The organism is Mesorhizobium sp. B2-4-13 (assembly GCF_006658535.1).
GTDB lineage: Bacteria > Pseudomonadota > Alphaproteobacteria > Rhizobiales > Rhizobiaceae > Mesorhizobium > Mesorhizobium australicum.
On sequence record NZ_VFVB01000005.1, the window covers coordinates 1 to 24,777 of the forward strand.

General features: G+C 63.6%; 21 protein-coding genes and 1 riboswitch. Of the genes, 6 read left to right on the plus strand and 15 right to left on the minus strand.

What is annotated here, in order from left to right; translation table 11 throughout:
- Positions 1-129: 129 nt before the first annotated feature.
- The 3 genes from FJ936_RS15145 to FJ936_RS15155 form a co-directional block, all read right to left on the minus strand.
- Positions 130-900 (minus strand): amino acid ABC transporter ATP-binding protein, encoded by a 771-nt coding sequence (locus FJ936_RS15145; protein WP_140874794.1) that lies wholly within the window; start codon positions 898-900, stop codon positions 130-132.
- Entirely contained in the window at positions 897-1,577 is a 681-nt protein-coding gene (locus FJ936_RS15150; protein ID WP_141906739.1) for an ABC transporter permease subunit, read from the minus strand. Before FJ936_RS15150 ends, FJ936_RS15145 begins: the two co-directional genes overlap by 4 nt.
- A 137-nt stretch (positions 1,578-1,714) precedes the next feature.
- A complete protein-coding gene (locus tag FJ936_RS15155) occupies positions 1,715-2,488 on the minus strand; it encodes an amino acid ABC transporter substrate-binding protein (protein ID WP_141906740.1) in 774 nt (257 codons plus the stop codon).
- A gap of 300 nt (positions 2,489-2,788) precedes the next feature.
- Here FJ936_RS15155 and FJ936_RS15160 point away from each other — a divergent pair, with 300 nt between their 5' ends.
- A complete protein-coding gene (locus FJ936_RS15160; protein WP_141906741.1) occupies positions 2,789-3,652 on the plus strand; it encodes an RNA polymerase factor sigma-32 in 864 nt (287 codons plus the stop codon).
- 16 nt (positions 3,653-3,668) lie between these two features.
- Here FJ936_RS15160 and FJ936_RS15165 read toward each other — a convergent pair whose 3' ends face one another.
- The 4 genes from FJ936_RS15165 to thiB all read right to left on the minus strand — a co-directional run bounded on the left by FJ936_RS15165 (position 3,669) and on the right by thiB (position 8,833).
- A complete protein-coding gene (locus tag FJ936_RS15165; RefSeq protein WP_023784820.1) occupies positions 3,669-5,138 on the minus strand; it encodes a M48 family metalloprotease in 1,470 nt (489 codons plus the stop codon).
- 229 nt (positions 5,139-5,367) lie between these two features.
- A complete protein-coding gene (thiQ, locus tag FJ936_RS15170) occupies positions 5,368-6,144 on the minus strand; it encodes a thiamine ABC transporter ATP-binding protein (RefSeq protein ID WP_140616656.1) in 777 nt (258 codons plus the stop codon).
- A complete protein-coding gene (gene thiP / locus FJ936_RS15175) occupies positions 6,137-7,720 on the minus strand; it encodes a thiamine/thiamine pyrophosphate ABC transporter permease (protein WP_141906810.1) in 1,584 nt (527 codons plus the stop codon). Before thiP ends, thiQ begins: the two co-directional genes overlap by 8 nt.
- 114 nt (positions 7,721-7,834) lie before the next feature.
- The gene (gene thiB, locus FJ936_RS15180) at positions 7,835-8,833 is read right to left on the minus strand and encodes a thiamine ABC transporter substrate binding subunit (RefSeq protein WP_141906742.1); all 999 of its coding nucleotides are present in this window, start codon (positions 8,831-8,833) and stop codon (positions 7,835-7,837) included.
- Positions 8,834-8,876: 43 nt separating this feature from the next.
- Positions 8,877-8,991: riboswitch (TPP riboswitch) on the minus strand.
- Between the two features lie 86 nt (positions 8,992-9,077).
- On the opposite strand from thiB, the gene FJ936_RS15185 reads away from it, so the two are divergent.
- From FJ936_RS15185 to FJ936_RS15200, 4 genes are all read left to right on the plus strand, one after another.
- Positions 9,078-9,737 carry a thiamine diphosphokinase gene (locus tag FJ936_RS15185; protein ID WP_140662666.1) on the plus strand — a complete coding sequence of 220 codons (660 nt, stop codon included), beginning with the start codon at positions 9,078-9,080 and terminating at the stop codon, positions 9,735-9,737.
- A gap of 1 nt (position 9,738) precedes the next feature.
- The gene (locus FJ936_RS15190; protein ID WP_141906743.1) at positions 9,739-11,559 is read left to right on the plus strand and encodes an ABC-F family ATP-binding cassette domain-containing protein; all 1,821 of its coding nucleotides are present in this window, start codon (positions 9,739-9,741) and stop codon (positions 11,557-11,559) included.
- Between the two features lie 151 nt (positions 11,560-11,710).
- Positions 11,711-11,953 (plus strand): type II toxin-antitoxin system CcdA family antitoxin, encoded by a 243-nt coding sequence (locus FJ936_RS15195; protein ID WP_140791710.1) that lies wholly within the window; start codon positions 11,711-11,713, stop codon positions 11,951-11,953.
- Positions 11,953-12,252, plus strand: coding sequence for a CcdB family protein (locus FJ936_RS15200; protein ID WP_015315289.1), 300 nt, complete (start codon positions 11,953-11,955; stop codon positions 12,250-12,252). The genes FJ936_RS15195 and FJ936_RS15200 overlap by 1 nt, the downstream gene beginning before the upstream one ends.
- Positions 12,253-12,292: 40 nt before the next feature.
- Here the strand turns inward: FJ936_RS15200 and FJ936_RS15205 are convergent, their stop codons facing one another.
- Positions 12,293-14,056, minus strand: a complete 1,764-nt coding sequence (locus tag FJ936_RS15205; protein WP_015315288.1) for a hypothetical protein — start codon at positions 14,054-14,056, stop codon at positions 12,293-12,295.
- Between the two features lie 77 nt (positions 14,057-14,133).
- Complete coding sequence (locus FJ936_RS15210; RefSeq protein ID WP_140791712.1) at positions 14,134-15,432, minus strand: adenylosuccinate synthase; 1,299 nt, start codon at positions 15,430-15,432, stop codon at positions 14,134-14,136.
- 211 nt (positions 15,433-15,643) lie between these two features.
- On the opposite strand from FJ936_RS15210, the gene FJ936_RS15215 reads away from it, so the two are divergent.
- Positions 15,644-16,540 (plus strand): DMT family transporter, encoded by an 897-nt coding sequence (locus FJ936_RS15215; protein WP_140712607.1) that lies wholly within the window; start codon positions 15,644-15,646, stop codon positions 16,538-16,540.
- Positions 16,541-16,554: 14 nt separating this feature from the next.
- Here the strand turns inward: FJ936_RS15215 and FJ936_RS15220 are convergent, their stop codons facing one another.
- The 6 genes from FJ936_RS15220 to FJ936_RS15245 all read right to left on the minus strand — a co-directional run bounded on the left by FJ936_RS15220 (position 16,555) and on the right by FJ936_RS15245 (position 24,594).
- Complete coding sequence (locus tag FJ936_RS15220; protein WP_140791714.1) at positions 16,555-17,766, minus strand: cytochrome c; 1,212 nt, start codon at positions 17,764-17,766, stop codon at positions 16,555-16,557.
- Entirely contained in the window at positions 17,763-19,529 is a 1,767-nt protein-coding gene (locus FJ936_RS15225; protein ID WP_140791716.1) for a GMC family oxidoreductase, read from the minus strand. The genes FJ936_RS15220 and FJ936_RS15225 overlap by 4 nt, the downstream gene beginning before the upstream one ends.
- Before the next feature lie 2 nt (positions 19,530-19,531).
- The gene (locus FJ936_RS15230) at positions 19,532-20,227 is read right to left on the minus strand and encodes a gluconate 2-dehydrogenase subunit 3 family protein (RefSeq protein ID WP_348642610.1); all 696 of its coding nucleotides are present in this window, start codon (positions 20,225-20,227) and stop codon (positions 19,532-19,534) included.
- A gap of 427 nt (positions 20,228-20,654) precedes the next feature.
- Complete coding sequence (serA, locus tag FJ936_RS15235; RefSeq protein ID WP_015315282.1) at positions 20,655-22,256, minus strand: phosphoglycerate dehydrogenase; 1,602 nt, start codon at positions 22,254-22,256, stop codon at positions 20,655-20,657.
- A 64-nt stretch (positions 22,257-22,320) separates the two neighbouring features.
- Positions 22,321-23,496 (minus strand): phosphoserine transaminase, encoded by a 1,176-nt coding sequence (locus tag FJ936_RS15240; RefSeq protein ID WP_140791718.1) that lies wholly within the window; start codon positions 23,494-23,496, stop codon positions 22,321-22,323.
- A 258-nt stretch (positions 23,497-23,754) separates the two neighbouring features.
- Positions 23,755-24,594, minus strand: coding sequence for an outer membrane beta-barrel protein (locus FJ936_RS15245; RefSeq protein ID WP_348642611.1), 840 nt, complete (start codon positions 24,592-24,594; stop codon positions 23,755-23,757).
- Positions 24,595-24,777: the final 183 nt, after the last annotated feature.

A 24,777-nucleotide genomic window follows, 5' to 3' on the forward strand; every position in this document is an offset into this window, starting at 1 on the left:
TCAGGGGCGGGTCGCTTCAACATGACCCAGTGAATCAAAAACCCCCGGCAAAAGCCAGGGGTTTGTCAGCAGTCTGAACCCGGCCTCGCGCCGGGTTTTTGTTTTTGGGGAAGGCCGCGATTGTCGCGCCTATGCGCCTCCCTCTTTCTCCGCCGCCTCCTGCTTCAGCGTGGCGATAAACCGCTTGGTGCGTTCGCGCTCCGGATTGCCGAACAGCTTGGCGGATGGCCCTTGCTCGACGATCACGCCAGCATCGAGGAACACCGCCTCCTGGGCGATCTTGGAGGCCAGGCGCAAATCATGCGTCGCCATCACCATGGTCGTTCCCTCGCTGGCGAGCTGACCCAGCACATCGACCACCTCCTGCGCCAGCTCCGGATCGAGCGCCGAAGTCGGTTCGTCGCACAGCAGCACCTTCGGCGACGGCGCCAGGGCGCGGGCGATCGCCACGCGCTGCTGCTGGCCGCCCGACAGCGTCGCCGGCCAGGCATCGGCCTTATGCACCATGCCGACCTTCTCCAGCAGCGCGAGTGCCCGCTCATGTGCCTTCTGCGGCGACCATTTGAGCACCGTAACCAAGCCTTCCATGACATTTTCGATGGCGGTGCGATGCGGAAACAACTGGAAATTCTGGAACACCATGCCGGTCTGCAGGCGCAGACGCCTTATGTCCGCCGCCGGCACCTTCCCGCCCGGGCGGAACTCAAGCGTCTCGTCACCGATCCGCACCGTGCCCGAGGTTGGGATCTCCAGCAGGTTGATGCAGCGCAGCAGCGTGCTTTTCCCCCCGCCGGAAGGGCCGACAAGCGCGGTGACGCTGCCTTCGGCGATGGCGACAGTCACCCCTTTCAGCACGAGATTGTCGCCGAAACGCTTTTCGATGTTGGTGAGGCTGATCATGAGCGTGCCTCCAGGAAGCCGCCGTAGCGGTTGAGCCGCTCCTCCAGTCGCGTCTGCAAGGCCGACAGTACCGAACTCATCGCCAGATAGAGGATCGCCGCCTCGACATAGAGGATGAGCGGCTCATAGGTGGTGGCGACGATGCGTTGCGCCGCCTGGAACATTTCCGGCACGGTGATGGCGGCGGCCAGCGACGTGTCCTTGACCAGCGAGATGAAGGTGTTGGAGAGCGGCGGCACCGCCACCCGTCCGGCTTGCGGCAGAATGGTGCGCCGCATCGCCTGGCTCCAGGTCATCCCGATCGAATAGGCGGCCTCCCACTGGCCCTTGGGCACCGAGCCGATGGCCGCGCGGATGATTTCCGACGTGTAGGCCCCGATGTTGAGCGTGAAGCCGATCAGCGCCGCGGTGAAGGCGTCAAGCAGGATGCCGACCGACGGCAGGCCGTAGAAGATCAGGAAAAGCTGCACCAGGAGCGGCGTGCCGCGGAAGATCCAGACATAGAAGCGCACGAGCGCAACCAGCGGCTTCGGGCCGAACAGCCTGCCGAGCGCCGCGCCCAGCCCTACCGTCAGGCCGAGCAGGAAGGACAGCAACGTCAGCGGCACGGTAAAGATCAACGCTGCCCACAGCAGCGAGGGCAGCGAGTCCAGCATCAGTTGCAGCCAGTGCGGCACGAAAGATCCTCCGGAATGGACGGGGAACGTCATCGAAGCGCGAATGCGCCAGCCATATCACGACAAAAGCGGCGAGCCGTCAAAGACGACTCGCCGCTGGATACGTCGCAGGACGACAGCCGGCCCCGCTTGGTGAATTACTTCGAGACGTCCTGGCCGAAATAGGTGTCGGCGATCTTCTGGTAGGTGCCGTCCGCCTTGATGTCGGCCAGCGCCTTGTTGATGGCCGCGACCAGCTCCGGATCGCCCTTGCGCACGATGACGCCGGAGTAATCGGCATTCTCTTCCTGGGCAGCGATCTTCACATTGGCGTCGGGCTTGTGCTTCTTGAAGTCGAGGAACGACAGGCTGTCATTGATGGTAGCGTCCGCACGGCCGGTCAAAAGCAGCTGGATCGACTGGTCGAAGCCGTCGGTGCCGACCAGTTCGGCGCCATTGGACTCGGCCAGCTTGCCGAAATTGGATGTCAGCGACTGCGCCGACTTCTTGCCCTTGAGGTCGGCGAAGCTCTTGATGTCGGTGTTGTCGCCGCGCACGATCAGCACTGCCTTGGAGGCGATATAGGGATCGGAAAAGTCGTACTTGGCCTTGCGGGCGTCGGTGATGCCGACTTCGTTGATGACGGCATCATAACGGTTGACGTCGAGGCCGGCGATCAGCCCGTCCCACTTGCCTTCGAGGAACTCAGCCTTGACGCCGAGCTTATCGGCGATCGCCTTGGCGATCTCGACATCGAAGCCAACCAGCGCGCCGGAAGCGTCATGGTAGGTGAAGGGAGCGTAGGTGCCCTCCGTACCGACCTTGATGATTCCGGCCTGCTTGATGTGGTCGAGATTGGCGCCGGCGTGGCCCGATGCGACGGCCAGGGCCTGCAACGTTCCGGCGATGATGAGTGACTTGAGCCATTTCATTTTTCTGTGATCCCGTCCTTGGCCGGTAACCCGGCATGTTGTGAGGGTTGGAAAATGACAGATGCAGGTCGAAAAAATAAGGAATGAAATTTCAAAGAGAGCGTGTTCCAGAAATCAAATTCTCCGGAAGGAATTCATTCGCAGGCTCGGAAGTTGCAGACAGCTGCGCGACGCTAGCGCTCGCCCTGCCCGCACCGGCGGAACCTTTCTCGCGCATGACAGTTTTGGCTGTTGTAGGGCACGCCGCCGTCATTTCAAGCCGGTGTCTGCCATTTGCCTCGCCGAGCCACGGAGCGCCTTATGATGGAAGACACGGCAGGACGGATCATGGTCCGCGCGGCAATGAAGGCGCCCTATCTCGAGCGCGAGGAAGAGCATCGGCTGGCATTGCTCTGGAAGAAAGACAACGACCAGAATGCGCTGCACAGCATCACCGTCGCCCACATGCGGCTGGTCATTTCCATGGCCTCGAAATTCCGCCATTACGGACTGCCGCTCGGCGATCTGGTTCAGGAGGGCCATGTCGGACTGCTCGAGGCCGCCGCCCGTTTCGAACCGGAGCGCGAGGTGCGGTTCTCGACCTACGCGACGTGGTGGATCCGCGCCTCGATGCAGGACTACATCCTGCGCAACTGGTCGATTGTGCGTGGTGGCACCAGTTCGGCGCAAAAGGCCCTGTTCTTCAATCTCAGACGCTTGCGTGCGCGTCTCGCGAACGGCGCCGAGCCGCTCTCCAACACAAATCTCTACCGCGAGGTTTCGGTTGCGCTTGGTGTATCCGAGGCTGATGTGGCGATGATGGATTCACGGCTGTCGGCTCCGGATTCTTCGCTGAACGTGCCGCTGGCCGACGATGCGGGCGGCACCGAGCGGATGGATTTCCTGGTCTCGGACGATCCCTTGCCGGACGAAATTGTCGGCGACAAGATCGATGTCGCGCGCCGCTCGCTTTGGCTGAAGGAAGCGCTTCACGCGCTCAACGCGCGCGAACTCAGGATCATCGAGGAACGCCGGCTGAATGACGAGGGGGCCACGCTCGAGGCGCTCGGCGAGACGCTCGGCATCTCCAAGGAACGTGTCCGCCAGATCGAGGCGCGCGCCATGGAAAAGCTCAAAGTCGCGCTGGTGAAGCAGAATCCGGAATTCATGGCGACCGCCGCCTGATCTCCCGCTCGGGCTTTTATTTGTCGGTGACGATCTTGACCTTGTCGCCGGCCGAAACCGCGGCCCCCGGCGACAGCGCATTGAGCACGCGGAACAGGTCGAGCTTGCGGTCGACGCCAACCATCTGCGCGGCAAGCGATCCCATGGTCTGTCCCGGCTGCACGGTGAGCACACGAATATGCAGTGGCTTCAGTGCCGCCTTCTCGGCGGGGCTGAGGATGCGGAAGGAGCCGCTGACCGAGCGCGCCACCGTTTCAAGCGAGGTGCTGGCCGAGGGGGCCGCGGTCAGCAATCGGTAGACCTGGCCGCCGGCGCGGATCACAGCGATATCGAACTGCCAGCCTTCGGCGCCTGCATGCGCAGTCGCCGCCTCATTGCCGTTGATGGTTTCCTGCTTGACGGTGCTGTCGTCGAGGCCGGCCACCCAGCCGCTTCTGATATAGTCGGTCAGGGCGCGGTTCTTGTCGATCGAAACGCCGTCGAAGCGGATCGCTATGTCGCCGGGACCGGTCGCCGTCACAGCCGCCGCCGAATTGTCGATGATGAAACCGTCCGGCACCGTGAACGACACGCCCAAGCCTGGATGCAGGAAGGTTTCGCCGCGCACATAGCCTTCTTCCGGCGTGTCGCCGTAAAGCAGGCCGTCTATGCCGGCGAGGAAGGAATCGCGGTCGCGTGTACCGAAGCCGGGCGCACCGAACTGGCGGGCGTGCCGCTGTGCCAAATCGATGCGTTGCGGCGTGTTGGGGTGCGTCGCCAGGAAGTCGAGGCTGGCGTCGGTGGCGCCGCTGATCGAGCGGAAATCGGTATAGGCCGACATCGACTGCAGGAAGCGGCCGGCGGCATAGGGATCATAGCCGGCTTCGCCGATCGACTTTATGCCGATGGCGTCAGCCTCAAGCTCCTGGTTGCGCGAGAACTGCGCCAGCCTGAGCTTGCCGCGGATGAGTGCAGCCTTGGCGGTCGGGCTGTCGCCAAGCACATCGGAAACGACCTTGGTCGCCAGACCTTCCTCGGCCTCCAGCTGCTGGCGCTGCAGCCCATGATTGGCGGTGACGTGGCCCATCTCATGCGCGATGACGGCGGCGAGCTCGGACGAATCATTGGCCAGCGCCAAGAGGCCGCGCGTTATGTAGAGATAGCCGCCCGGCAGCGCGAAGGCGTTGACGTTGGGCGAATTGAGGATGGTGATGCGATAGGTCTGGGTCGGGTTCGCCGACACCACGGTCAGATTGCCGACCACCTTGGCGACCATGCGTTCGAGCTTGGGATCGGAATATTCGCCGCCATAGGTCGCCAGGATGCGCGGATGCTGCGCCTTGGCGAGCTCCGCGAGCTTGTTGTTGGCGGCGACATTGTCGACCGTGATCGGCTTGTCGGATGGCTGGAAGCCTGATTCCTGGACTTCCGGAGGCGTGAACATCTGGCAGCTTGCCAGCGCCACGGCAAAGCCGGCCAGCGCCAGAAAGCGCGCCAGCGGGTTCATTCGTAGCCTGTCAACGCCGATCGCCAGAACGGCTTCCTTTCAGGTCCCTGCGCATGACCACATGCGCAAAACAAACTGCTACAGTATCCGTCACGCGCCCCTCGGAGCATGCGGCGGAAGCTGTAGGCAAATCACGGCCTGTGCCGGACCGGTATCGAGCGGACCTAGCCACACTACTCCAGTCATGGCAAGCAAGCGCCACATCGCATCGGGCCGGTTTGAGCGTAAATTATGTCCGCTTCCGGGCAATATCTCGTGATAAGGAATCCCCGGCCCCGGCTCCGATATAGCGCCGGAATGCCTCCGGACCAGCCCCGGCAAAGAAATCATCCGCCGTGCCGATAGCGGCGACCGCGCCGTTCTCGAGAAACACCACCCTCTGACCCATGCGGCGGGCATCTTGCGGCTGATGCGTGACGAACAGCACCGTCATGCCACGCTCGGCATGCAGGCCGGCAACCAGGTCGAGCATATCGTCTCGCAAGGCGGGCCCAAGCGAAGCGAAGGGCTCGTCGAGCAGCAGCACCGGGCGGTCACGCACCAGCACGCGAGCCAGGGCGACGCGCTGGCGCTCGCCGCCGGAAAGTTCGCGCGGCAGCCGCTTCTCCTTGCCGGCAAGGCCGGTGCGCGCAAGCGCATCGGCGATCGCAGCGCGATCGGCTTCGGCCAGCCGCAACGATGGCGAACGGCCGAGCCCGACATTCTGCTCGACGGAAAGATGCGCGAAAAGGTTGTTTTCCTGAAAAACCATCGACACTGGCCGCGTCGCCGGTGGCGCGGTGCTGACATCGGCCCCGCCGATCAGCACGCGACCGGATCGCGGCGGCTCGAACCCGGCCACCAGATTGAGCAGCGTCGACTTTCCGGAGCCGCTCGGTCCCATGATCGCGGTGATTTGCCCCGCCGTGAACTCGGCATCGAAGGTGAACAACGTCTCGCCATAGCTGAACGAAACCTTGTCCAGCCGCACCGAAACCCCTTTGCCGCCAGCCGCCCCGTCAGACATTGCGGGCCGTTTCCTTTCCCAGCCGGTCCGCTGCCAGCACCAGTGCCAGGCAGACAAGGCCGAGCAGCAGCGCCAAGCCGGCGGCGTCCTCGGTTCGGTAGCTGCCCATGCGCGCCAGGAGAAGGTAGGGCAAGGTCTGCACGGAATCACTGCCGAACAGGGCGATGACGCCGAGATCGCCGAGCGACAGTGCCATGGCGAAGGCAAAAGCGGTGGCCAGCGGGCGCCGCAACGTCGGCCAGTCGACCAGCCACAGTCTTGACCAGCCGGAAATTCCGAGCTGCGCGCAAAGCCGCTCGTGACGCTCGCTTGCCGCATCATAGGCGGGACGGATGGCGCGCAGCGCGAAAGGCATCGCCATGACAGCGTTGACGGTGACGACCATGAGCGGCGCGATGGCAAAGATATCGCCGACATGGCGCAGCAACAGGAACCAGCCGGCGCCGACGACGATCGGCGGCACGACCAGGACAAACCCGGCGCCGGTATCGGTGGCATGTTCGAGCAGTGTCCTTGCCCCGAAGCGGCGGTTCGACGCCAGCGCCCTGCGCGCCATGGTCAATGCCAGCGAAAGCATCACCGAAAGCAAGGCCGAAAGGAAAGCGAGCACAGCACTGGTCAGCGTCGCCTGACGGACAGTGGCCTCGCCGGCAAGCCGGCCGAGGTCGGCGCCAAGTCCGGCCGCCACGGTCGCCACCATCGGCCCGGCAACGAAGAGCAAGGCCAACACGATGAGCGTGGCATTCAGCCAGGCTTCGGTCCTGTTGACGGAGAGATAGCGGCGCGGCGCGACCGGCAGGTTGATGTCGGCGACGACGTCGGCTCCGAGCCGGGTCAACGCCAGCACCATGATGAAGGTCAAGGCGATCTGCAGCAGTGTCAGCGCGACAGCCCTCGCGGGATCGAAATCGAAGCGCAATGCCTGATAGATGCCGACTTCGAGCGTCGTCGCGGCCGGCCCGCCGCCGAGCGTCAGCACGATGGTGAAGGATGTGATGCACAGCATGAAGACAAGTCCGGCGACACCGGGCAGCGCAGCACGCAGCGTCGGCCATTCGATCAGCCGGAATGCCGGCTGCGCCCCCATGCCGAGTTGGCTCGCCAGCCGCCACTGGTCGGAGGGAATGGTCCGCAGCGCCTCGAGGAGCAGACGTGTGGCCAGCGGCAGGTTGAAGAAGACATGGGCGACGAGAATGCCGGACAGGCCATAGATGCCCGGCCAACCCTGGCCGCCGACGGCGCTGAGAAAGCCGGAGAAATAGCCGGCGCGGCCATAGAGCGCCAGGATGCCGAGCGCCGCGACGATCGCCGGCAGCGCCAGCGGCACGGCGAAGAGCTGCAGGATGAAGGCACGGCCGAAAAATCGTGGATGCCGCGACAGCGCCCGCGCCACGAACAGGGCCGGCCCGACCGAGAGCAGCGTCGACAGGGCCGCCTGCCAGAGCGTGAAGCGCACGACCCGGAACAGGTAGGGATCGAACGCAGCCCAAGCGCCGGAAAAATCGCGAGCGCCTTCGACAAGCAGCCCCGCAAACGCGCCGCCGATCAAAATGGCGATGGCGGCGAGCCCTATCATGCCGGCTGTGGTGCGGGGATCAGAGCGGGTTTGCACGCCGCACCGTCAACGATTGGGTGAAGCTTGTGGAGCGTCGCCGTAGAGCGTTCATCTCACGAGATTAGCCCACAAAACCTACTTGCTCATCACCGCCAGCCATTCATCGACCCAGGCTTTGCGGTTGGCCGCCACCTCCTCCGGGCTGAACAGCAAGGTTTTGGTCGGCTTGACCAGTTTGTCGAAGGCGGGGTTGAGCGGCTTGTCGGTCTTGCCGGCCGGGAACATCCAGTTGGTCTCGGGGATGGCGTCCTGGAATTTCGGCCCGGTCATGAAGGCCATGAACTTTTCCGCCAGCGGATTCTTGGCGCCGGCCGTGGTGATGCCCGCGACCTCGATCTGCAGATATTCACCTTCCTCGAACGACGCCGCCTGATAGCGCTCGGTGTTCTCGGCGACCATGTGGTAGGCCGGCGAGGTGGTGTAGGACAGCACCATCGGCGCCTCGCCCTTGGTGAACAGGCCATAGGCCTCGCTCCAGCCCGGCGTCACGGTCAGCACCTTGGTCTTGAGCTTGGCCCAGGCCTCCGGCGCCTTGTCGCCATAGACCGACTTCACCCACAACAGCAGGCCAAGACCGGGCGTCGATGTGCGCGGGTCCTGGATGACGATCTTGTCGTCGGCGCTACCCTCGACCAAATCCTTCAGGCTTTTCGGCGGCGATTTCAGCTTCTGGGTATCGTAGACGACGGCGAAGTAGCCATAGTCGAAGGGAACAAAAGTATCGTCGCTCCAGCCACCCGGCACGTTGACGTCCGTTATTGCGCCATGTGGCGCGAACAGGCCCGAGGCCTTGGCATCGGCGGTGAGATTGGTGTCGAGACCGAGCACGATGTCGGCTTTGGTCGAAGCGCCTTCCAGCTTGACGCGGTTGAGCAGCGCCACGCCATCGGCGACCGAGACGAACTCGAGATCGCAGCCGCATTCTGCCTCGAATTCCTTCTTCACCACGGGACCTGGACCCCAGTCGGCGGTGAAGCTCTCATAGGTGTAGACGGTGAGCTTATCCTTGGCCAAGGCCGGCCCGGACAGGGTCACTGCCGTGGCGGCGATCAGAAAATATAAAAGCGTGCGCATCGGCGCCTCCTTCGTTTGCGTTGAAAGGAATTGAGGCGTCGGAGTGTCCGAAACGTCTAATCCCTCCGCCGGTACAAACCGGATCAGGTTCAGCGGGTTGGCGACACTGCCTCTCAGCCGGCCCGCGAAATTCGCGTCCGGCACCCCGTTAGAGCGTTTCGACACATAGGCCGGGCCGATGACCCGCGCAAGTGGGACTTTGCCGCCTTCCGTTTCCCGTGCCGGGCTGGTAAGGCGACGGGATATGAGCACATTCACCATCCTGCTTGGCGGCGACCTCATCCGCACGCCTCGGCTCGACCGCCAGGTCGAAGGCTCGCGCGTCATCGCTGCCGACGCCGGCATCGGCCATGCGCGGATGCTGGGCCTCGTGCCGGAACTGTGGGTGGGTGATTTCGACTCGGTCCCGGCTGATCTGCCCGCCGACCTCGCCGCCGTGCCGCGGCAAACCTTCCCGGCGGAAAAGGACAAGACCGACGGCGAACTGGCGATCGCGGCCGCACTGGAGCGCGGGGCGACCCGCCTTGTGCTAGCGGGCGCCTTCGGCGGCAAGCGCGCCGACCACGCCTTCCTGCATCTGGCGCTTGGCCTGCGGCTGGCCGAAGCCGGAATGGATGTGTTTCTGACCAGCGGCGCCCAGGAAGGTGTTCCCTTGCTGCCCGGCAGGGCCGGCTTCGATTATGCCGACGGCACGCTGTTCTCGATTCTCGGCTTCTCCGAACTCTCCGGCCTGACCGTCACCGGCGCCAAATGGCCGCTCGACAAGGTCGAGGTGGCGTTCGGTTCGTCGCTGACCATTTCCAACGAGGTCAAGTTCGGCAAGACCGGGGGCCGCCTCGACATCGCGCTCGGCCATGGCCGCGCGCTGCTGCTCGCCCATCCCTATCCATTGCCCGAAAGCTGACATGGCCCCGCCTCTTCTCAATCTCGACGGGATAAGACTGACCTTCGGCGGCGCGCCGCTGCTCGACGGCGCCGCCTTGACCGCTTCGGCCGGCGACAAGATCGCGCTGGTCGGCCGCAACGGGTCCGGCAAGTCGACGCTGCTCAAGATCGCCGCCGGCCTGATCGAACCACAGGACGGCGAGGTGTTCCGCCAGCCTTCGGCGACGGTGCGTTATCTGCCGCAAATGCCCGACATGGACGGCTTTGCAACCGTGCGCGCCTATGTCGAGGCCGGGCTCGGGCCCGCCGACGATCCCTACCGCGCCAGCTATCTGATGGAGCATCTCGGCCTGTCGGGCGAAGAACGGCCTGGCGACCTGTCCGGCGGAGAGGCCAGGCGCGCCGCGCTTGCCCGCGTCATGGCGCCGGAGCCCGACATCCTGCTTCTTGATGAGCCGACTAACCATCTTGATTTATCTGTCATCGAATGGCTGGAAGAAGAGCTCGTCCGGACCTCCTCGGCGCTCATCGTCATCTCGCATGACCGCCGCTTCCTCGAGCGCGTGTCGCGCGCCACAGTCTGGCTCGATCGCGGCCAGACGCGCAGGCTGGACAAGGGCTTTGGCCATTTCGAGGAATGGCGCGACCTGGTGCTGGAAGAGGAAGAGCGCGAACAGCACAAGCTCGGCCGCCAGATCGTGCGCGAGGAGCACTGGCTGCGCTACGGGGTGACGGCGCGGCGCAAGCGCAACATGCGGCGCCTAGGCGAGTTGCAGACCATGCGCCAGCGTTTTCGCGGCCATCGCGGCGCCGAAGGCACCGCGATAATGGTGGCAAGCGACGCCGCCGAATCCGGCAAGCTGGTGATCGAGGCCAAGAACATCGAGAAGAGCTTTGGCGACCTCACCGTCGTCAAGGGGTTCTCGACCCGCATCCAGCGCGGCGACCGCGTCGGCCTTGTCGGGCCGAACGGCGCCGGCAAGACGACACTTCTGAAGATGCTGACCGGCGAATTGGCGCCGGACGCGGGTTCGATACGGCTTGGCACCAATCTGGAGATCGCCACGCTCGACCAGAAGCGCGAGGCGGTCGACCCGCAAGAGACGCTGGCGCAATATCTGACCGACGGGCGCGGCGAGAACCTCGTCATCAATGGCGAGCAGCGCCATGTCGTGTCCTATATGAAGGATTTCCTGTTCAAGCCGGAACAGGCCCGCACGCCGGTGCGCGAGCTGTCCGGCGGCGAACGGGCGCGGCTGATCCTGGCGCGCGTGCTGGCACGGCCAGCAAACCTCCTGGTTCTCGATGAGCCGACCAATGATCTCGACATGGAGACGCTGGAACTGCTGCAGGAACTGGTCGCCGGTTTTGCCGGCACCGTCATCCTGGTCAGCCACGACCGCGATTTCCTCGACCGCACAGTCACCAGCATCATCGCGCCGGACGGCGGCGGCCGCTGGGTCGAATATGCCGGCGGCTATTCCGACATGCTGGCGCAGCGCGGCGGCACCAAGCTTGACGACCGCAAGGCGCGCGCCAAGGCGGAAGCCGGCGATGCGCCGGCACCGGGCAAGAGCGATCCGGCGGCGCCAAAAGGGCCGGCGAAGAAATTGTCGTTCAAGCAGAAGTTCGCGCTGGAGTCCCTACCCAAGAAGATCGAGGCAGTGACCGCGTCGATCTCGCGGCTGGAGAACAACATCGCCGACCCGGCCTATTACGAACGCGACCCGGCCTCGTTCCAGAAGACGATCGCCGCCCTCGACAAGGAGCGTGCGACGCTGGCCGCGCTCGAGGAAGAATGGCTGGAACTGGAGATGCTGCGGGAGGAGATGGAAGGGTGAAGAGCGGTCGGCCGTAGGCCGATCGATTGACAACGATTTGTCGACTGAAGCGACGAGCGCCCGGAGCCATAGTGGGGCGCTCCTTGCTGCGCCTGAGCATTGCCTCCACATCGGAATGCGCATACATTATGCGCATGTTGCGGAGGCCATTATGCGTAAGATTGCCTTGAATGCGATCCGTCAGCCAGCAAATCTGTCGATCGACTCGAAGCTCATGCGGGAAGCCAAGGGGCTTAACGTGAATGTCTCGCGCGCTGCGGAAGCCGGCATCGCGGAGGCGGTGGCAGCTGAAAAGGGGCGGCTGTGGAAGCTTGAGAACCGTACCACGATGGATGCGTGGAACGACTACATCGACAAGAACGGCATCCCATTGGAAGAGTATCGGCAGTTCTGATGCCCCGCTATGATGTCTTCGCCGGTCGCGTTGAAGACAACTATTTGCTCGACGTCCAATCCGACCTGCTCGACAATTTCAAGACGCGGGTTGTCGTTCCGCTTCTGCCGGTCGCAACGGTGCCGCCGCCAATGCGAAAGCTTCATCCGATCTTCGAGATCAATGGACGGAAGCTGGTCATGGCGACACACCTGATCGCCACCGTTCCCGCAAGCGAATTGGTTGAAAGTCGGCTGAACCTGGCGAAGCATCACGATGACATCGTTGCCGCGCTCGACATGCTGTTCCAAGGATTCTGAACGGAGGCGACCGTCACGCCGCCCGTCTCAACCCGCCGTCTCAGCCCGCCGTCTTGGCCTGCCAGGCCTTGATCGCCTCGTCGAACACCTTCTCGCCGGGAATGCCCTTTTCCATGGTCAGCAGTGCCCGCCGTCCGGTCTTGTAGACGACCGGCACGTCGATCCAGTCCTGGCCGCGCAACAGGGTCATGTTGGCGTCTTCGTCGGCCTTGGTGTCGTTGAGCGCGACGAGGAAGAAGCCGTCGGCGATCTTGGCCGGGATGCCGATCAGCGGGCTGCCGGCGTCCTGTTCCGAACTCTTCATGGCAACGCGCAATATATTGTCGACGCCGCCGCCCTCGAACCCGTCTGGGGTCAGGAAGATCATCTCGATGATATGGCTGGCCGGCAGGGTCTGGTCGGTGTTGCGACGGATGGTCATGCGCAACTGGATGTCCTTGCCGGGAATGGTCGCCTCGGCACGGATCGCAGGCTCTGGCGGCAGGTCGCCGCCGGGCGATTCCTGCACCAGCGACCAAACGATGCTGCCGGGCTCGGCTGAACCCTGCGCGGTGCTGGTGCGCTCCTCATAGAAGATCGCCTTCTGGCCGACCGGAACCGAGGTTGGCGCCACGGCCGGAGCCGGTGCCGCCGGCGGCGTTGCGGCTGCCGGTGCGGGCGGCGGCGTGGCGGCGGCATCGGCCGGGGCCGCGGGCACGGTTCCGTTGGTGGGCGGTGTCGCGGGCGGGGTGCCCGCCGCGGGCGTGGTCGCGGCTGGCGCGCCTGCCGCGGGCGTACCGGCAGCAGGCGTATTGGCAGCCGGCGTATTGGCAGCCGGCGCGGGAACCGCCGGCGCTGCCGTGGCCGGCGCATTCGTTGCCGTTGGCGGTGTCGTCAGCGCGGCGACGGATTCGCCCTCGCCTACGCCGCTTTGCCCGCCGGCTGGGCCGGGGTCGGTCTCGCCGCCTTCAGGCGTCAGCCGCTGCGTGAACTTCGTGCCTTCCGCGCCGGTCGCGGGCGCCGGCGGCGTGGCCGCGGCATCGGTCGCCGGCTTGGCCGGCGTCGTTTTCACCGGCTCGGTTTTGGCAACAACCTTGCTGCTCTCCAGGCCCAGCATCTTGCCGAAGGCATCCTTGTTCAGCCAGATGCCGTAGCCGCCGCCGGCAACGACCAGCAGTGCGACGACGGCGGCGATCAGCCCGCCATAGCTGCGCTTGCGTTCGGCCGGCCGCAAACGCTCGAAAGTGTCGGTGGCGGCAGGCGCTTCGTCATCGGCAAAGACGTCGTCCTGGTCGTCGTCCCGATCCGCGTCCATCCCCGGCAAGGTCTTCTCGGAAAAGTCCGGAGCGGGCTGCACCGGCGCCGGCCTTTGCCAGCCAGGCTCGACCTTGGCGGCTGGAGCGGGCCGGTAGGGTTCGGGGTTCGCCGCCGGCTGTGCCGGCTTGTACGGCTCCGGCCTGACCGTGGCCGGGGCGGGCCGATACGGAGACGGAGCAGGAATTGCGGCAGCCTCCGCCTTGGCCGGCTGCTTGACGTGGTTCGACTGGTTCTTGTTGCGGTCGATGGAGGAAAAGATGTGTTCCAGTTCCGCGAGCGGATCCGGCTCGGGCACACTCTTGACATAGTCCCGCTCGACGCCGGCAATGGCGTCGTCCAGCGCGCGTTTCTGTTTGTCTATGGCCTCGGAAGCCAGCGGCGGCGAATATTCCGCCAGCTTCTTCGCCAGCATGGCGCGCACGCTGTTATAGATGCGCGTACGCTTCTCGGGCGTCTCGTCGCCGTGCTTCTCGAACGCGTTTTTCAGAACAGCAACGAAATCTGCCATGCTTCAGTCGACCTGTATTTTTTGCCTCCGCGCCGGCCCCCGCAAATCAGCCGCGATGCCCGGAAAGGCTTCAGAAACTAGTCTTGAAACGGATCGGTCACAAGTATCGTGTCGTCCCGTTCCGGGCTGGTGGAAAGGAGTGCGACCGGCGCGCCGATCAACTCCTCTATGTATCGGACATATTTGACGGCCTGGGCCGGAAGATCATTCCAGCTGCGTGCGCCGGCGGTGGTGCCCTTCCAACCCTCCAACGTCTCGTAAATGGGTTCCACGCGAGCCTGGGCGCCCTGGCTTGCCGGCAGATAGTCGATCGTCTCGCCGTCCAGCCTGTAGCCGGTGCAGACCTTGATCTCATCCAACCCGTCGAGCACGTCGAGCTTGGTCAGCGCGATCCCTTTGATGCCGTTGACGGCAACCGCCTGGCGCACCAGCACCGCGTCAAACCAGCCGCAGCGGCGCTTGCGCCCGGTGACGACACCGAATTCATGGCCGCGCGTGCCGAGGAATTCGCCGATCTCGTTCTTCTGCTCGGTCGGGAACGGACCTTCGCCGACACGCGTCGTGTAGGCCTTTGTGATGCCGAGAACATAGCCGATGGCGCCCGGGCCGACGCCGGAGCCGGCGGCGGCCTGGCCGGCGACCGTGTTGGACGAGGTGACGAAGGGATAGGTGCCGTGGTCGATGTCGAGCAGCGTGCCTTGCGCGCCCTCGAACAGGATGCGCTCGCCGGCGCGGCGCTTGTCGTCGAGCACCTTCCAGACGCGGTCCATGTAGGGCAGGATGTCGTTCGCGACCGAGGTCAATTCCTGCATGATCGCATCATGCGTGACTTCGTCATGGCCGAGCCCGCGACGCAGCGCATTGTGGTGCGTCAGCAGCCTGTCGACCTTCAAGGGCAAAGTTTCCAAATCCGCCAGATCCATCACCCGCACCGCGCGCCGCCCCACCTTGTCCTCGTAGGCGGGGCCGATCCCGCGTCGGGTCGTGCCAATCTTTGTTCCGGAATTTGAAGCGGCATCCTCGCGAAACCCGTCCAGCTCCCGGTGTATGGACAGGATAAGCGCCGTGTTTTCGGCTATTTTCAGGCGATCCGGCGTCACGTCCACGCCCTGGCCTTTCAGTTTCTGCACCTCGGCGACGAAAGCATGCGGATCGAAGACGACGCCATTGCCGATGATGGACAGCTTGCCTTCCCGCACGACGCCCGAAGGCAGCAGCGACAGCTTGTAGACCTTGCCGTCGACGACCAGCGTGTGGCCGGCATTGTGGCCGCCCTGGAAACGCACCACGACATCGGCGCGCTCCGACAGCCAGTCGACGATCTTGCCCTTGCCTTCGTCGCCCCATTGCGAGCCGACGACCACCACATTGGCCATGTTTCTTTTCCCTTGAGACGCCGCCGCGCGGCTTGGATATGGTTCGAAACGACAGGCCTCTATAACGTCAAGACCTCGCGAGTGCGACCTTTCTTTGCCGCCGAAAATGCCCTGAGGCACAACAATTTTCGGCTTTGACATCATTTACTTGGGCTGACCGGGGCAATAGGCCGGCAAACACCGCGGCCCATCCCGCGGCCGGAAGCCCGCGATGCATCGAAACGCCTACATGTTCCTGCTGCTCACCACCTTGCTGTGGGGCGGCAATTCGGTGGCCGGCAAGCTGGCGGTCGGCCACGTCTCGCCGATGACGCTGGTCTTCCTGCGCTGGATGCTGGCCGTGGCGATCCTGCTGCCGATCGGCTGGCGCACGATCCAGGAGGATTGGCCCGTCGTGCGCCGTCACTGGCTCGTGCTGGCGGCGCTTGGCGCCAGCGGCTTCACCCTGTTCAACACCATCTTCTACACCGCCCTCAACTACACCACAGCGATCAATGTCTCGATCGAACAGGCGGCGATGCCGATCCTGATCATGACAGCCAATTTCGTTTTCTTCCGCCTCCGCGTGAACTGGGCGCAGATCGCCGGCGTGGTGCTGACCATCTTGGGCGTCATCCTGACCGCCTGCCATGGTGATCCGCGCCGGCTGCTGACGCTGGAGCTCAATTTCGGCGACGCCATCATGCTCGTCGCGGTCGTTCTCTACAGCAGCTATTCGGTCGGGTTACGGCTGAAGCCGGCGATGCGCTGGCAAAGCCTGATGCTGGCCATGTCGTTCGCCGCGCTCATCACCTCACTGCCCTTCTTCCTGTGGGAAGCCGCCGTCGGCAAGGTGATCGTGCCCGACGCCCGCGGCTGGGCGGTCATCGTCTACACGGCGATCGGCGCTTCGGTCATCTCGCAGATAACCTATATCAGGGGCAACGAACTGATCGGCGCCAATCGCGCCGGCCTGTTCATCAATCTGGTGCCGATCTTCGGCACGCTGCTTTCGGTGCTGATCGTCGGCGAGACCTTCCAGCTCTATCAGGCGCTGGCGCTGGTCCTCGTTCTGGGCGGCATCGGGCTCGCCGAATACAGCGGCCGCAAGATGGCGTCTGGCTTCTGAGGTCGCGCCTAAAATTACTGCACCAATTCTTTGCGCACCGCCGCGATATCGTCCGACGAGACCGCCGGAGCGGAATTGCCCCAGCTGCCGCGCACATAGGTCAGCACGTCGGCGATTTCCTGGTCCTTCAGCCGCCATGCCAATGAGGGCATCGAAGGCGTCGTCGGCGCGCCGGCCGTGTGCACGGCCTGGCTTCCGGCGAGAACGATGCGGGCCAGGGTCTCGGGATTGCCCTGCGCGACGATCGAGTTGCCGACAAGCGCCGGGAAAAGCGCTCCGGCCCCGGCGCCATCGCCGCCATGGCAGGCCGAGCAATTGTCATGATAGATCGCCGCGCCCGCCACCATCCGCGCCTCGTCGGGCTTGGGCGCCTGCGCATTGCCGGTGTCCGGCCCCAGGCTCTTCAGATAGACGGCCACGGCCTTGAGGTCGGGATCCGTCATTTTGGAGGTCGAGTTCTCGATCGCCTCGGCCATCGGACCGGATGCGATCGAATGCGCGTTGACGCCGGTCTTGAGGTAGGCGACCACATCCTCTTGCGACCATTGTTCCAGGCCGGATTGAGCATTGTTGGTGATGTCGGGGGCGAACCAGCCTTGCAGCGAGGCGCCTTGCAGGAAGCCGCTGTCTTGGTCCGCTCCAAGGAACGATTTGGGCGTGTGGCAGGTGCCGCAGTGCCCGGCGCCCTGGACGATGTAGGCGCCGCGGTTCCATTCCGCCGATTTGGAGGGGTCGGCCTGGAAGCTTGCCTCGCTGAAGTTGAGAAGGTTCCAGCCCCACATCGCCAGCCGGATGTTCAGCGGGAACGGCAGCTGGTTGGCTTCGACCTTGTTCGAGACCGGGTCGACCGTGGTCATGTAGGCCCACAGGTCGGAAATGTCCTGCTCGTTCATCCTGGTATAGGCGGGGTAAGGCATGGCGGGATAAAGCCGCACGCCATTGTGGCCGACGCCGGTCTTCATCATGTTGCGGAAATCTGCCTCGGACCAATTGCCGATGCCCGTCTCGTGGTCGGGCGTGATGTTGGGCGGCACCAGTGTGCCGAAAGGCGTTTCGAGCGGCAGGCCGCCGGCCAGCGGCTTGCCGCCCGGCCTGGTATGACAGCCCGCGCAATCGCCGAGCACGGCCTGATACTGGCCACGGATGATCTGGTCGGCCTGGTCGGCGGCGAGCGCCGGGGTGATCGCCAGCATAGCGGCGCCGGCGGCGGCGGCGAGCGTCCTCATGCCTGCACCAAGGGCGCGCCGGGATTGCGCAAATAGTGATTGCGGATGCCGTCAGCGGCGCGGTAGGCGAGCGCGCCGACCGTTCCCGTCGGATTCTTGCCGGCATTCTGCGGAAAGGCCGAGGCGCCGATGACGAAGACGTTGGGCACATCCCAGCTTTGCAGGAAGCTGTTGACCGCACTCTTCCTAGGGTCCGTTCCCATGATGGCGCCGCCCGTATTATGGGTGCTTTGATAAGGGACGCTGTCCCAGCCCTTCTTGCGGCGGCCGACATTGTACTGCTTGCCCCCAAGCGTCTTCGCGATCTCCTCCATCCGGTCGCAGAGATAATTCGACATTCGGATATCATTGTCGGGAAAATCGAAGGTCATGCGCATGAGCGGCCGGCCGAAGCGATCCTTGTAGGTCGGATCGAGGTCGAGGTAGTTGGTGCGCGTCGCGTAGCTGCTGCCCTGCGAGGAGAAGCCGAGCGTGCTTTTGTAGCCCGCGACGGTCGCCTTCTTCCAGGCGCTACCCCACTTCGGCGTGCCGGGCAGCGTCGGCCTCGTCCCGATCGGACGTCCATTGGTAGGAATGCAGTTGATGCCCGCGCCGCCGACGAAATCGAGGCCGCCATGGTCGAAAGCGTCGCCATTATAGTCATCGATCGTCTGTCCGAGCGCGCCCGCGGCAATGAATGGGTTGAAGTTCTTGTCGTCGAAGAACACCTGCACGCCGGCATTGGTCTGGTAGCAATAATTGCGCCCGACGGTGCCCTCGCCGGTAGCGGGATCGTAGATCTTGCCGATGCCCGACAGCATCATCAGCCGGGCATTGTGCAGGCCGTAGGCGCACAGAAGCACGAGATCGGCCGGCTGGAAGAATTCCTGCCCCGACGTATCGACGTAAGTGACACCTCGCGCGGACTTGCCGCCGGCGGCGAGATCGACATGCAGCACCTCGCTGTCGGTGCGCACCTCGAAATTGGCCTTCTTCATCAGCACGGGAAGGATGGTGGTCTGGGCGCTGGATTTGGAATAGTTGGCGCAGCCGAACCGCTCGCAGAATCCGCAGTAGGTGCACTGCCCCATGGTGATGCCGAGCGGATTGACATAGGGCCGCGACATGTTGGCGGACGGTGTCGGGAACGGGTGCAGTCCCATGGACCTGCCGGCATTGGCGAACAGGGTCGGCGCGTAGGTCATCTCCATTGGCGGATTTGGGTAGTCCCGGGACCTCGGATCCTCGAACGGGTTGCCACCTTCCTGTATCTGTCCCTTGATATTGCCGGCCTTGCCCGAGATTCCCGCCAGATATTCGAACTGGTCGTAATACGGCTCCATCTCGGCGCCGGTCACGCCCCAGTCCTCGACCTGGAGATCGGCGATCCGCGCCGCGCCATACTTCTTGGTCAGGTTGGTCTTGATCTGGAAGTCGGAGTCCCAGAACCGCCAGGTGTGGCCGTTCCAATGGACGCCTGCGCCGCCGACGCCGTTGCCGGGCAGGAACGAGCCGAAATCGCGCATCGGCAGCGCCGTCTGCGAAGGGTCGTTGCGCATCGTCATGGTTTCGACTGCTGGCTGCAGGAACAGGTCGCGCCGCACGCTGTAGCGCAACTCGTCCTGCGCATAGCCGATGTTGAAATCGGTCGCCGTGTCGCGCCAGGGACCACGCTCGATGGCCAGCACGTCCAGGCCCTGATCGGTCAGTTCATGCGCAAGGATGGACCCCGTCCAGCCGAGGCCGACGATCACGACGTCCTTGCGGGGCAGTATCGTCGTCATGGTCAGCTCCTTTTTACGAGCCATTCCGGGCTGCCCTCGATCGAGACGGGCGGCCGCGGATAGGGCTGATTGTGCTTGCTGACGTGATCCCGGTAGTCATAGCGCGCGCCGGGGAAACCAAGCATGCGCCACGACACCATGTCCTTGTTGCCGCCATACACCGGATCGGCAAAGAACCCTTCCATCGTGTTCTGCAGCAGAAGTCCGAAGAAGCCGGCAGCCTTGACTCCATTGGGCAAGTCGACCTTTCCAGCTTCCATCGCGGCCAGGAACGTATCCTGATCGGCCGGCTGGAGTTCGGCGAATGTCTTGCCATCGCGCTGCTTCAGGAAAGCGTCGATGGCGGCGAGGCCGGAGCGGTAGCGCTGGGCGGGGTTTGCCTCGCCCTGGTAGCCCTGCGTGGGCAATCCCGGCAGAAACGGTCCTTTTGTGTAGAGCCGGCTCGACGTTCCGAACGCGCCCGTCAACTGACGGTCTATATAGACGGCGCAGCCGGCCTCCTTGCCGCCCATCGACAGATCGTCGGCGGGGATGATGCGGTCGACGATAGCCTCGACCAGCGCGGCTTCCTGCGGCGTGAAGAACTGCCAGCCGCCGGACACCACCTGCACCGGAGGATCGGAAGACAGCGGCGCCCAGGGCAGCGAGCCAGACAAGGATCGGGCAAAACCTGCCGATGTTGCCGTCACTGTAAACATCGCAGCCGAAGACAGAAAAAGACGCCGGCTCAGTCGGACAGTATTGCGATGATCCATCGAAGGCACCCCGACAGCAACAGAGGCGCGCCGGATGTTACGCGCAAAATCATGACCAACTCAGTTAAGTTTAGATCGCATCCATCAATTGACCGCAGCGTGCGGAAAGAAACCGGGATCGTCAAGCAGATCACAAAATCGTTAGATTGGGCCAGACCTTATGCTTATCTACATCCGCTAATGTACTGACGGCTAAAAAGGATATCTTGCAGCAGCTTGACGCAAGGACGCCGTTGGCGCGACGCCTGCGGCGGCGCCCGCAACGACGCAAGCCCTCGGGCGGCTCCAGCGGTCGTGGAGACGCCCCGCATGCATGCCGGCAAACGGGGCGTCTGATGTATGGCTTGTCACCTCAGAGGGCGTGGGGGAGCTAGATCCCGCCCACATCGAACCGCAGCCGCTTTGCCGAATCGATCGACTTGTGGCCGCGCACCTGCTCCAGCACCTTCTCGGGGAACGGGGCGTCGAGATAGAGCAGTGCGATAGCGTCACCGCCCGGCCGGTTGCGGCCGAGCTGGAAGTTGGCGATGTTGACGTCGTTCTCGCCGCAGACAGTGCCGAGCAGGCCGATAATGCCGGGCGCATCGGCATTGGTCGTATACAGCATGTGCTGGCCGACCTCGGCGTCGAGATTGATGCCCTTGATCTGAATGAAGCGCGGCTTGCCGTCCGAAAAGCAGGTACCGGCGATCGAGCGCGTCATGTGCTCGGTCTTGACGGTCAGCTTGATGTAACCGTCGAAGACGCCAGATTTGTCGCGCTTGACTTCGGCGACGATGATGCCGCGCTCCTTCACCATGATCGGCGCCGACACCATGTTGACGTCGGCGACCTGCGGCCGGATCAGGCCGGCCAGGGCGGCACTGATCAGCGCCCGCGTGTTCATCGTCGCGGTCGAGCCGTCGAACAGGATCTCGACCTCGCTGATCGGATCCTCGGTGACCTGGCCGACAAAGGCGCCCAGCACTTCGGCGAGCTTGACGAAAGGCTTCAGCCGCGGCGCCTCTTCCGCCGTGATCGAGGGCATGTTGATGGCGTTGGAGACCGCGCCCTTGATCAGGTAGTCGGCCATCTGCTCGGCGACCTGCAGCGCGACATTCTCCTGCGCTTCCGCCGTCGAGGCGCCAAGGTGTGGTGTCGCCACCACGTTCTCCATGCCGAACAGCGCATTCTGCTCCGCCGGTTCGACCTCGAACACATCGATGCCGGCGCCTGCCACCTTGCCGCTCTTCAGCGCCGCGACCAGGTCGGCCTCGACCACCAGCCCGCCACGCGCGCAGTTGATGATACGCACGCCATTCTTCATCTTGGCGATCGCCGCCGCATCGATGATGTTGCGGGTCTTATCGGTCAACGGCGTGTGCAGCGTGATGAAGTCGGCGCGGGCGAAGAGTTCGTCCAGTTCCACCTTGTCGACGCCGAGCTCCTCGGCGCGCTTGTCCGACAGGAACGGATCAAAGGCGACGACGTGCATCTTCAGCCCGACGCCGCGTGTGGCGACGATCGAACCGATATTGCCGCAGCCGATGACGCCCAGCGTCTTGCCGGTGATCTCGACGCCCATGAAGCGGTTCTTCTCCCATTTGCCGGCATGGGTCGAAGCGTTGGCTTCCGGGATCTGGCGGGCGAGCGCGAAGATCATCGCCACGGCGTGTTCGGCCGTCGTGATCGAATTGCCGAAGGGCGTGTTCATCACGATGATACCCTTGCGGCTTGCCGCCGGGATATCGACATTGTCGACACCGATGCCGGCGCGACCGACAACCTTGAGATTGGTGGCCGCGTTGATCAGCTTCTCGGTGACCTTGGTCGCCGAACGGATGGCGAGGCCGTCATACTTGCCGATCACTTCGAGCAGCTTTTCCTTGTCCTTGCCCAGGTCGGGCAGATAGTCGACCTCGACGCCGCGATCCTTGAAGATCTGCACGGCGGTGGGAGAGAGTTTGTCAGAGACGAGAACGCGGGGCGCCATGGCGGCCTCCTTGAAATGAAATTGATCCGGGAACGGACGGCCCTCAGGGCCGCCACGGAAACTCTCAGGCGGCCGCTTTGAGCGACGCCTTCTGGCTGGCAAAGGCCCAGTCGAGCCAAGGCAGCAGCGCTTCGAGATCGGAGGTCTCGACGGTTGCGCCGCACCAGATGCGCAATCCCGGCGGGGCATCGCGATAAGAACCGATGTCGTAGGCGACGCCTTCGTTGTCGAGCGTCGAGACGAGGCCCTTGGCAAACGCCGCCTGTCCATCAGCGTCGAGCGCCGCGATATCGGCGTCGGTGAAGGACAGACAGACCGACGTGTTCGAGCGTGTCGCCGGGGCCACCGCAAGATGGCCGAGCCAGGATGATCTTTCCACGAACCGGTCGAGCACGGCGGCATTGGCATCCGCCCTGACAATCAGCGCATCGAGGCCGCCGACCGACTTCGCCCAGTTCAACGCGTCGAGATAATCCTCGACGCAAAGCATCGACGGCGTGTTGATGGTTTCGCCCTTGAAAATGCCCTCGATCAGCTTGCCGCCCGAGGTCAGGCGGAAGATTTTCGGCAGCGGCCATGAAGGCTTGTAGCTCTCCAGCCGCGCTACGGCGCGCGGCGACAGGATCAGCATGCCATGCGCGCCCTCGCCGCCCAGCACCTTCTGCCAGGAGAAGGTCACGACATCGAGCTTTTCGAAGTCGAGCCTTTGCGCGAAGGCCGCTGAAGTAGCGTCGCAAATGGTCAGGCCCTTGCGATCGGCGGGAATGAAGTCACCGTCCGGCACGCGCACGCCCGAGGTCGTGCCGTTCCAAGTGAAGACCACGTCGCGATCGAAATCGATCTTGGTCAGATCAGGCAGCGCGCCATAACCGGCCTCGATCTTTCTGATATCGGCGAGTTTCAGCTGCTTGACCACGTCGGTGACCCAGCCGGAGCCGAAGCTTTCCCAGGCGACCATGTCGACGCCGCGTTCGCCAAGAAGAGACCACAGCGCCATCTCGACGGCACCTGTGTCGGAAGCCGGCACGATGCCGATGCGGTAATCGGCAGGAACCTGGAGGATTTCGCGGGTCAGCGCGATCGCCTGTTCGAGCTTGGTCTTGCCGATCTTGGCGCGGTGGGAACGGCCGAGCGCGGCAGCTTTCAGCGCCTCGACCGACCAGCCGGGACGTTTTGCGCAGGGACCAGAGGAAAAATTGGGATTTGCCGGACGGAGTCCGGGCTTCGTAAGCGTCGTCATCGTGGTCTATCCTTCCAGATAGTGGCCCCTCGTTGGGGAGGGGTGGCCCACGGACGGCGATATGCGTTCAGACATCGGGCGTCAAGAGGAAAGTTTTTGTCGCTGCCGGGATACCGGATGCATGTCGCCCAAAAGGTGCGCGGCGGTTTTGGGGCTACGACATGCGTCGAGAAGAAGGCCCGCAAGCAGTATTTCGTGATTCAAATGCAAACGGCGGACCACAGGGATCCGCCGTCAAAGCCCCGTCTTTCCCAAACCTTACCAGAGGTCGTAGCGTAGCCCGAGCTTGACCGTCTGGTAGTCTATGCCCTTGTGAATGTTGAAGGCGCCATTGTCATAGGCGACATACTTGCCGTCCGGCACCGAGAAATACTCATAGCCCAGATCGACGGAAACGTTCTTGGTAACCTGATAAGATAGCCCGGCGCCGATCGAGTAAGCGAAGTTGAATTTGGCAGCCGTATCGGTTTGGCCATCATACCCTGCGGGATCATTGCAGAAAAACCCGCCAGTTCCGGCGGAGTTGACCGGTGTTTCCACGCAATCCTTCGCGCCGATGCTCTTGTAATATTTGTTGTACGCAAGGCCGATGCCGCCGCCGATATAGGGAGTGATCCCAACATAAGTGCCGAGATCGACATAGCCATTGGCCATGAGACTGTACGCTTTGTTATTGCCATTGTCGACCTGATCGCACAACTGCGATGCGGGCGCGGAATTGATCGTTCCGAAACCGTCATCTACGAGCGTAGTGCCTTTGCAGGTGGTGGAAAGTTTCTGGTGATCGGCGAATTTATTGGTCGGCAGAATCCCGCCATTCAGTTCCACACGAAGATAGTCGTTGACGTGATAGCCCATGCCGACGCTGCCCGTAAAAAGGCTGCTCTCGGACGTAAAGCTGTTCAGAGGCCCGCTCGAGACCTCCTCGTGATCGAATGGATGGCTGAACGCATATCCAACGTCGCCGCGCAGATACCACCCCGAGCCGACTTCGACCGGCACATAATCCGGCGCCTGGTCGACATAGATCGGCGGATCGTAGTCGGCGGCGATTGCAGGCGTCAGCGGCAACAGCAGTGCGGCAAGCGCCAGCGCCATACGCGATATTGGTATCATGGTCCCCGGCTCCCGAATTCGGCGCCGTCAAACAAGCAACGGCGGCCAACGTTTCATGAGCCATTGTTAACCATAGTGGTTAAGTGCCGGTTAAGGCTAACAGAGGGTTAGCGAATTGATTTCGAACGGGCTGACCTCGGCTCATCTCAAACGAAAACCGCCCGG

What these genes read in the sequence shown, in the direction of transcription:
- FJ936_RS15145 (WP_140874794.1), bottom strand. Translation starts at nt 900, where the DNA reads ATGATCAGCCTCACCAACATCGAAAAGCGTTTCGGCGACAATCTCGTG.
- FJ936_RS15155 (WP_141906740.1), bottom strand. Translation starts at nt 2,488, where the DNA reads ATGAAATGGCTCAAGTCACTCATCATCGCCGGAACGTTGCAGGCCCTG.
- FJ936_RS15160 (WP_141906741.1), top strand. Translation starts at nt 2,789, where the DNA reads ATGATGGAAGACACGGCAGGACGGATCATGGTCCGCGCGGCAATGAAG.
- FJ936_RS15165 (WP_023784820.1), bottom strand. Translation starts at nt 5,138, where the DNA reads ATGAACCCGCTGGCGCGCTTTCTGGCGCTGGCCGGCTTTGCCGTGGCG.
- thiQ (WP_140616656.1), bottom strand. Translation starts at nt 6,144, where the DNA reads ATGTCTGACGGGGCGGCTGGCGGCAAAGGGGTTTCGGTGCGGCTGGAC.
- thiP (WP_141906810.1), bottom strand. Translation starts at nt 7,720, where the DNA reads ATGATAGGGCTCGCCGCCATCGCCATTTTGATCGGCGGCGCGTTTGCG.
- thiB (WP_141906742.1), bottom strand. Translation starts at nt 8,833, where the DNA reads ATGCGCACGCTTTTATATTTTCTGATCGCCGCCACGGCAGTGACCCTG.
- FJ936_RS15185 (WP_140662666.1), top strand. Translation starts at nt 9,078, where the DNA reads ATGAGCACATTCACCATCCTGCTTGGCGGCGACCTCATCCGCACGCCT.
- FJ936_RS15190 (WP_141906743.1), top strand. Translation starts at nt 9,739, where the DNA reads ATGGCCCCGCCTCTTCTCAATCTCGACGGGATAAGACTGACCTTCGGC.
- FJ936_RS15195 (WP_140791710.1), top strand. Translation starts at nt 11,711, where the DNA reads ATGCGTAAGATTGCCTTGAATGCGATCCGTCAGCCAGCAAATCTGTCG.
- FJ936_RS15200 (WP_015315289.1), top strand. Translation starts at nt 11,953, where the DNA reads ATGCCCCGCTATGATGTCTTCGCCGGTCGCGTTGAAGACAACTATTTG.
- FJ936_RS15205 (WP_015315288.1), bottom strand. Translation starts at nt 14,056, where the DNA reads ATGGCAGATTTCGTTGCTGTTCTGAAAAACGCGTTCGAGAAGCACGGC.
- FJ936_RS15210 (WP_140791712.1), bottom strand. Translation starts at nt 15,432, where the DNA reads ATGGCCAATGTGGTGGTCGTCGGCTCGCAATGGGGCGACGAAGGCAAG.
- FJ936_RS15215 (WP_140712607.1), top strand. Translation starts at nt 15,644, where the DNA reads ATGCATCGAAACGCCTACATGTTCCTGCTGCTCACCACCTTGCTGTGG.
- FJ936_RS15220 (WP_140791714.1), bottom strand. Translation starts at nt 17,766, where the DNA reads ATGAGGACGCTCGCCGCCGCCGCCGGCGCCGCTATGCTGGCGATCACC.
- FJ936_RS15225 (WP_140791716.1), bottom strand. Translation starts at nt 19,529, where the DNA reads ATGACGACGATACTGCCCCGCAAGGACGTCGTGATCGTCGGCCTCGGC.
- FJ936_RS15230 (WP_348642610.1), bottom strand. Translation starts at nt 20,227, where the DNA reads ATGTTTACAGTGACGGCAACATCGGCAGGTTTTGCCCGATCCTTGTCT.
- serA (WP_015315282.1), bottom strand. Translation starts at nt 22,256, where the DNA reads ATGGCGCCCCGCGTTCTCGTCTCTGACAAACTCTCTCCCACCGCCGTG.
- FJ936_RS15240 (WP_140791718.1), bottom strand. Translation starts at nt 23,496, where the DNA reads ATGACGACGCTTACGAAGCCCGGACTCCGTCCGGCAAATCCCAATTTT.
- FJ936_RS15245 (WP_348642611.1), bottom strand. Translation starts at nt 24,594, where the DNA reads ATGGCGCTGGCGCTTGCCGCACTGCTGTTGCCGCTGACGCCTGCAATC.